The 7,303-nt window shown below is 65.2% G+C and carries 3 protein-coding genes and 1 pseudogene; all 4 read left to right on the forward strand.

Annotated elements, in window-relative coordinates:
* Positions 1 to 2,723, forward strand: a 2,723-nt coding sequence (locus VGG47_RS04540) for a putative maltokinase (RefSeq protein WP_331535880.1), incomplete at its 5' end; no start/stop codon positions are given.
* Positions 2,716 to 4,842 carry a 1,4-alpha-glucan branching protein GlgB gene (gene glgB / locus VGG47_RS04545; RefSeq protein ID WP_331535882.1) on the forward strand — a complete coding sequence of 709 codons (2,127 nt, stop codon included), beginning with the start codon at positions 2,716 to 2,718 and terminating at the stop codon, positions 4,840 to 4,842. The genes VGG47_RS04540 and glgB, both read left to right, overlap by 8 nt.
* On the forward strand, positions 4,839 to 6,956 hold the full coding sequence (glgX, locus tag VGG47_RS04550; protein ID WP_331535884.1) for a glycogen debranching protein GlgX: 2,118 nt from the start codon (positions 4,839 to 4,841) through the stop codon (positions 6,954 to 6,956). Before glgB ends, glgX begins: the two co-directional genes overlap by 4 nt.
* Positions 6,953 to 7,303, forward strand: a pseudogene (locus VGG47_RS04555) (malto-oligosyltrehalose trehalohydrolase); the annotation flags it as partial. The gene glgX and the pseudogene VGG47_RS04555, both read left to right, overlap by 4 nt.

Here is a 7,303-nt window from a genome sequence, read left to right on the forward strand (position 1 = left end):
TCATGCGCTTCTGGCTCGATCTCGGCGTGGACGGGCTGCGGCTCGACGCCGTGCCCTATCTGATCGAGCGCGACGGCACCAACAACGAGAACCTGCCCGAAACCCACGCGGTGCTGAAAACCATCCGCGCCGCGCTCGACGCACACGCCCCGGGCCGCATGCTGCTGGCCGAGGCGAACCAATGGCCCGAGGACGCCCAGCAATATTTCGGCGCCGGCGACGAGTGCCACATGTCGTTCCATTTCCCGCTGATGCCGCGGATGTACATGGCAATCGCCCAGGAGGACCGCTTCCCCGTAACGGACATCATGCGCCAGACGCCGGAAATCCCGGAACCCTGCCAATGGGCCATTTTTCTGCGCAACCATGACGAGCTGACGCTCGAAATGGTCACCGATTCCGAGCGGGACTATCTGTGGAACACCTATGCCGCCGACCGGCGCGCACGCATCAATCTTGGCATCCGCCGGCGTCTGGCGCCGCTCATGGAGCATGACCGCCGCCGCATCGAGCTGATGAACGGGCTGCTGCTCTCCATGCCCGGCACGCCGGTGATCTATTACGGCGACGAGATCGGCATGGGCGACAACATCCATCTCGGCGACCGCGACGGCGTGCGCACACCGATGCAATGGTCGCCCGACCGCAATGGCGGTTTCTCCCGCGCCAACCCGGCCGATCTGGTGCTGCCGCCGGTGATGGACCCGATCTACGGTTTCAGCGCCGTGAACGTGGAGGCGCAGGCGGCCGACCAGCACAGCCTGCTGAACTGGACCCGGCGCATGCTGGCGGTGCGCAAGCGCCACCGCGCCTTCGGCCGCGGCGAACAGCGTTTTCTCTATCCCGGCAACCGCAAGGTGCTGGCGTTTCTGCGCGTGTACCAGACCCAGGAGGGCGAGGAAGAGACGATCCTCTGCGTCTACAACCTCGCCCGCACCGCGCAGGCGGTGGAGCTGGAACTGCCCGATTATGCCGGGCGCGTGCCGGTGGATCTGCTCGGCGGCTCCGGCTTTCCGCCGATCGGCCGGCTCCATTATCCGCTGACCCTGCCGCCTTACGGCTTCTACTGGTTCATCCTCGCCACCGAGGAGGCGCTGCCGCCCTGGCATGTGCGCCCCTCGGAGCCGCTGCCGGAATTTTCCACGCTGGTGCTGCGCGCGGGCTTAAGCGACGTGCTGGAGCCGGTGGCGAAAAAAATTCTCGAGACCGAGGCGCTGCCGGCTTACCTGAAACGCCGCCGCTGGTTCGCCTCAAAAGACCAGGAGATACTGTCGGCAAAACTGGTGCGCGGCGACAAAATCCCAGGCCGCAGCTTGGAGACCATGCTCGCCGAATTGGAGGTGCAGCTCAGCGCGCGGTCTGAGTGCTACCTGCTGCCGCTCGGCCTCTCCTGGGACGGCGACACCAGCTCGGCGCTGCCGCAGCAGCTGGCGCTGGCGCGGGTGCGGCAGGGGCGGCGCATGGGCTACCTCACCGATGCTTTTGCCGTGGATGTCTTCCCGCTCGGCGTGATCCGGGCCTTACGCGCCGCCACGGTGGTGAAAGTGCAAGGTGGTGAGGTCATCTGCCGGCCGAGCCCGTTTCTCGCGCAGGTCGAGCTGCCGGACGCGCCCGAGGTGCGCCGCCTCGCCGCCGAACAATCCAACAGCTCGATCATTGTCGGCCAGAAAATCATCCTGAAACTGATCCGCCGGGTGATGGAGGGCATCAATCCCGAGGTTGAGATGGTGCGCTTCCTCACCGCTGCCGGCTACGCCAACACTCCGAAGCTGCTCGGCGAAGTGGCGATGGTCCGCGAGGACGGTTCCGGCCACAGCATGATCCTGGCGCAGGAATTCGTGCAGAACCAGGGCGACGCCTGGCAGTATACGCAGGACGTCCTGGCCCGCTTCATCGAGACGATGGGGCTGGCCAACAAGGACATCCATGACGAGGCGGACCAGCTTTCCGGCTACAGCGTGTTCGCCCGCTCGGTCGGCACGCGCCTGGGTGAGCTGCACGCTTTGCTCGCCCGGCCCACCGACGATCCGGCGTTTGCGCCGGAGCCGGCGGACCGCGCCGCCGCCGCCGCCTGGGGCGAGGCCGCAGCGGCGCAGCTCTCTCTCGCCTTCGATGCGCTGCAAAAGAGCGGCCCACTCCCCACCCAAGAGACCGCGCAAATTGCTGCATTCATTTTGGAGAATCGGCACGATCTGCTCGACCTGATCCCCACCCTCGCGGCTGCTGGAAAGGGAACGCTGCAGACGCGCATCCATGGCGATTTTCATCTGGGCCAGGTGCTGGTCTCCACCGGCGACGTGTACATCATCGATTTCGAGGGCGAGCCGGCGAAGAAGCTGGACATCCGCCGCGCCAAGACCTCGCCGCTGCACGACGTCGCCGGGCTGCTGCGCTCCTTTGACTATGCGGCTGCGGTGGCCGCACGGGCTCAACCTTCCTCGCTGCCCGCCAGTGCGGATGCACCGCTCGGACGGTTCGTCAGGGAGATGTCAGTGCAATTTCTCACTTCCTATCGCGCCGTCATGCAAGGAACGGCGCCGCGTTCGGTGCCGGATGACGCGACCGAGGCCGCCTTGCTGGACCTCTTCCTGCTGGAAAAAGTCGCCTACGAAGTCTGCTACGAGGCCGCCAACCGCCCGGACTGGATCGGAATTCCGCTGCGCGGCTTCGCCGACATCGCCGCACGGTTGTTACACATCACCAGGGTTTTACAGGATGCGTGACCGGACAGGCGATTTCGAGGCGCTGCTGCAGGGCACGCATGGCGATCCGTTCGCCGTGCTCGGGCCGCATGGGGACAGTGTGTGTGTGTTGGCGCCGGGCGCGAGGTCGGTCACGCTGCTGGACGCCAGCGGCACCGTGCTCGCCGCAGCCCATCCGGTTTATGGAGACGCGATTTTCGAGGCGCGGCTCAGCACGCCCCAAACCTATCGGCTGCGCATCGGCTGGGACGGAGTCATCCAGGAGACTGAAGACCCGTATCGCTTTTCGCTCCTGCTGGCGGATGAGGACATCAGCCGGTTCGCTTCAGGGCAGCATCACGATCTTGCCGGCTGGCTCGGGGCGGTGCCGATGCGCCTCGGCGATGCGCCCGGCGTGCGCTTCGCGGTTTGGGCGCCGAACGCCAGGCGGGTTTCGGTGGTGGGGGATTTCAACAACTGGGATGGACGCCGCCACCCGATGCGCCGGCGCGATGCCGGGCTGTGGGAGGTTTTTCTCCCTGGCCTGAACGTGGGCGAGGCCTATAAATACGAAATTCTCGGGCCCCACGGTGTGCTGCCGCAAAAGGCCGATCCGATCGCCCGGCAGGCGGAAGTGCCGCCCGCCACGGCCTCGATCGTCGCCCCGGTTTTCACGCCGCCGCCGCGCCGCACAGCACCCGGGCTGGATACGCCGCTGCTGATCTATGAGGTACACGCCACGTCCTGGATGCGCCATGTCGGTGGGAGATCCTACAACTGGGCAGAATTGGCCGAGCGCCTGGTCCCCTATGCCGCCGATCTCGGCTTTACCCATATCGAGCTGCTGCCGGTCATGAACCACCCGTTCGGCGGCTCCTGGGGCTACCAGCCGCTCAGCCAGTTCGCGCCGCTGCCGGCGATGGGCGAGCCTGAGGATTTCGCGGCCTTCATCGGCGCCTGCCATGGAGCTGGGCTGGGCGTGATCCTCGACTGGGTGCCGGCGCATTTTCCGGGCGACGCGCATGGTCTGGCGCAGTTCGACGGCACACATCTCTATGAACACCAGGACCCGCGCGAGGGGCTTCACCCCGATTGGAACACGTTGATCTACAATCTCGGCCGGACCGAGGTGCGGGAATTCCTCATCGCCAGTGCGCTGTTCTGGCTGGAGCAATACGGGGTGGACGGGCTGCGCGTCGATGCCGTCGCCTCCATGCTGTACCGCGACTATTCGCGCCCATCCGGCACATGGGTGCCGAACCGGCAGGGCGGCCGGGAGAATCTCGAAGCCATCAGCTTTTTGCAGGAACTCTCTGAGGTCATCGGCGCGCGCCGACCCGGCGCATTGCTGGTCGCCGAGGAATCCACCGCCTGGCCGGGTGTGACGCAAAGTGTTGCGCAAGGCGGGCTTGGCTTCACGCATAAATGGAATATGGGCTGGATGCACGACACGCTGCATTATGTTCAGGAAGATCCGCTCCACCGGCGCTATCATCACGACCAGATGACATTCGGCCTCATCTACGCGTTTTCGGAAAAGTTCGTGCTGCCGATCTCGCATGACGAGTTGGTGCACGGCAAAGGCTCGCTGCTTGGCCGCATGCCGGGAGATGAATGGCAGCGTTTCGCCACGCTGCGTGCCTATCTCACCTTCATGTGGACCCATCCGGGCAAGAAGCTGCTGTTCATGGGGTCGGAATTCGGGCAGCCAAGCGAATGGAACCATGACGGGGAATTGTCCTGGCACCTGCTGCGGTATGAGACCCATCGTGGCGTGCAGGGGCTGGTGCGGCAGTTGAACGCGCTGCTGAAGGCTGAGCCGGCGCTGTATGAGCGCGATTTCGCGCCCTCCGGCTTCCGATGGCTGGTCGGCGATGACCGTGACCAGAGCGTTTTCGCGTATGCCCGCTTCGCCGAACAAGGCGATCCGCTGCTGGTCGTGTGCAATTTTACGCCGGTGGTGCGCGAAGATTACCGCATCGGCGTGCCGGAGTTCTGCTCCTGGAAGGAGATTCTGAATTCCGACGCTACCGGTTTCGGCGGCTCGGGCATTGGCAATGCCGGAACACGGCAGACTGAAGCCGAACCCAGCCACGGCCAGCCCGGCTCGCTGCGCCTGACCTTGCCGCCGCTGGCGGGCATCATTCTGCGCCGGGCCTGACCGTGGCGCCCTCCAAACTTCTGCCCGGCAAACCCTATCCGATGGGGGCGCATTGGGACGGGCTCGGGGTGAATTTCGCGGTATTCTCGGCCCATGCGGAACGTGTGACTCTCTGCCTGTTCGATGCGGCCGGACGCCACGAGATCGCCCAGCTGGAACTGCCCAGCTGCACCGATGAAGCGTTTCACGGCTATTTGCCGCAGGCCGGCCCTGGGCTGGTCTATGGTTACCGCGTGCGCGGGCCTTACCAGCCCGAGGCGGGGCACCGCTTCAACCCTCACAAGCTGTTGCTCGACCCTTATGCGAAAAAACTGGTCGGCAGGCTGCATTGGTCGGACGCGCTGTTCGGCTACCGCGTCGGCTCGCCGCGCCAGGATCTCTCCTTCGACCGCCGCGATTCCGCCGCCGCCATGCCAAAGGCCGTGGTGGTGGACGACCATTTCGAATGGGGCGATGACGCGCCGCCCGGCAGGCTTTGGGCCGAAACGGTGATCTACGAAGCCCATGTCAAGGGATTGACCATGCGGCACCCGGAAATCCCGGCGCATGAGCGCGGCCGTTTTGCCGCCCTGGGCGATCCGTGGATCATCGAGCATCTGCACCGGCTGGGCGTCACCGCCATCGAACTGCTTCCGGTCCACGCGTTTGTGCAGGACCGTTTCTTAAGCGCAAAAAACCTGCGCAATTACTGGGGTTATTCCACGCTCGCCTACTTCGCACCCGAGCCCCATTATTTTGCCGCCAACGACGGCGCGCTGCTGGAAATCCGTCAGACCGTGCGCCGCCTGCATGCGGCCGGCATCGAGGTGATTCTCGACGTGGTGTACAACCATACCTGCGAGGGCAATGAGATGGGGCCCACCCTCTCTTGGCGTGGCTTTGATAATCGTTCCTACTACCGGCCGGTCCAGGACGATCCACGCCGGCTGGTTAACGATACCGGCTGCGGCAACACGCTCAACATGTCCCATCCGCGCGTGCTGCAAATGGTGATGGACAGTCTGCGTCACTGGGCGCAGGCCTATCATATCGACGGCTTCCGCTTTGATCTCGGGGCCACGCTTGGCCGCGAGGCGCATGGCTTCGACCCGTGCTCCGGCTTCTTCGACGCGATCCGCCAGGATCCGGTGCTCGCTCGGTTGAAGCTGATCTCCGAGCCCTGGGATGTCGGCCCGGGCGGCTACCAGATGGGCCACCATCCGCCGGGCTTCGCCGAATGGAACGACCGCTTCCGTGACACGGTGCGGCGCTTCTGGCGCGGCGACCCGGGGCAGCGCCCCGAGCTTGCGGCGCGGCTGATGGGCTCGGGCGACATTTTCGATAAATTCCGCCGCAAACCCTGGGCCAGCATCAATTATGCCGCCTCCCATGACGGCTTCACCTTGCAGGACACGGTCTCGTATAATGAGCGCCACAATCAGGCCAACGGCGAGGATAACAAAGACGGCCAAAGCGAGAATTATTCCGCCAATTACGGCGCCGAGGGGCCGACCGACGACCCGGGCGTTCTCGAGCTGCGGGGGCGGGTGCAGCGGGCGATCCTCGCCACCGTGTTCTTCGCGCACGGCACGCCGATGCTGCTGGGCGGCGACGAATTCGGCCGCACGCAGCAGGGCAACAACAACGCCTATTGCCAGGACAACGAAATCTCCTGGGTGGATTGGCGCGGCCTGCTCGATGCCGGACCGACCACGGCACAGCAATTGCTGCGTTTCACACAGCGTTTGACCGCCTTGCGCGCCGCGCGTCCGAGCCTGCGCAGCGAAAGCTTTTTACATAGCACCGTGGAGGTGCTGCCGGGGATCGAGGATGCCGCCTGGTTTGACGAGACGGGCGAGGCGCTGAGCCTGTCCGCCTGGGCCGATGCCGCCGCGCAGATGCTGAGTTTGCGCCGCGCCGTATTGACCGACGACACCGTCGACCTCACGTTTCTGTTGCTCAACGCCTCGGACCAGCCGCGCGATTTTACCGTGCCCAATCATGACCTGCCATGGGAGGTGGTTTTGGACAGTGCTGATCCCGACCGGGAAAGGATGACGTTTTTGTCAAACGGAGACGTGCACGTGCCGGCGCATGCGCTGGTGTTGCTCGCCGCCACGGTCCCCCGCGGATGACGCGGCAGTTCGGCGCCATCGTCACCGCCCAAGGTGAGGTCTCATTCACACTCTGGGCCCCGGAGGCGCGCCACGTGGACGTCGTGGTCGAAGGTACGGCCACACAGATGCGGCGCGACGAGACCGGCCTGTATCGCGCCCGGCTTTTCGCCCCCCTCGGCGCCGCCTATCGCTACCGGATCGATGGCCAGACCGAGGTGCCGGACCCGGCCTCGCGCGCGCAAAGCACGGACGTGCATGGGCCGAGCCTGGTCACCGACCTGAATTTTCGCTGGCGCCATGCGGACTGGCGCGGCCTTCCCTGGGCGGAAACCGTGATCTACGAGCTCCATGTCGGCGCCTATGGC

Source organism: Acidocella sp., assembly GCF_036489515.1.
GTDB lineage: Bacteria > Pseudomonadota > Alphaproteobacteria > Acetobacterales > Acetobacteraceae > Acidocella.

What these genes read in the sequence shown, in the direction of transcription:
- glgB (WP_331535882.1), top strand. Translation starts at nt 2,716, where the DNA reads ATGCGTGACCGGACAGGCGATTTCGAGGCGCTGCTGCAGGGCACGCAT.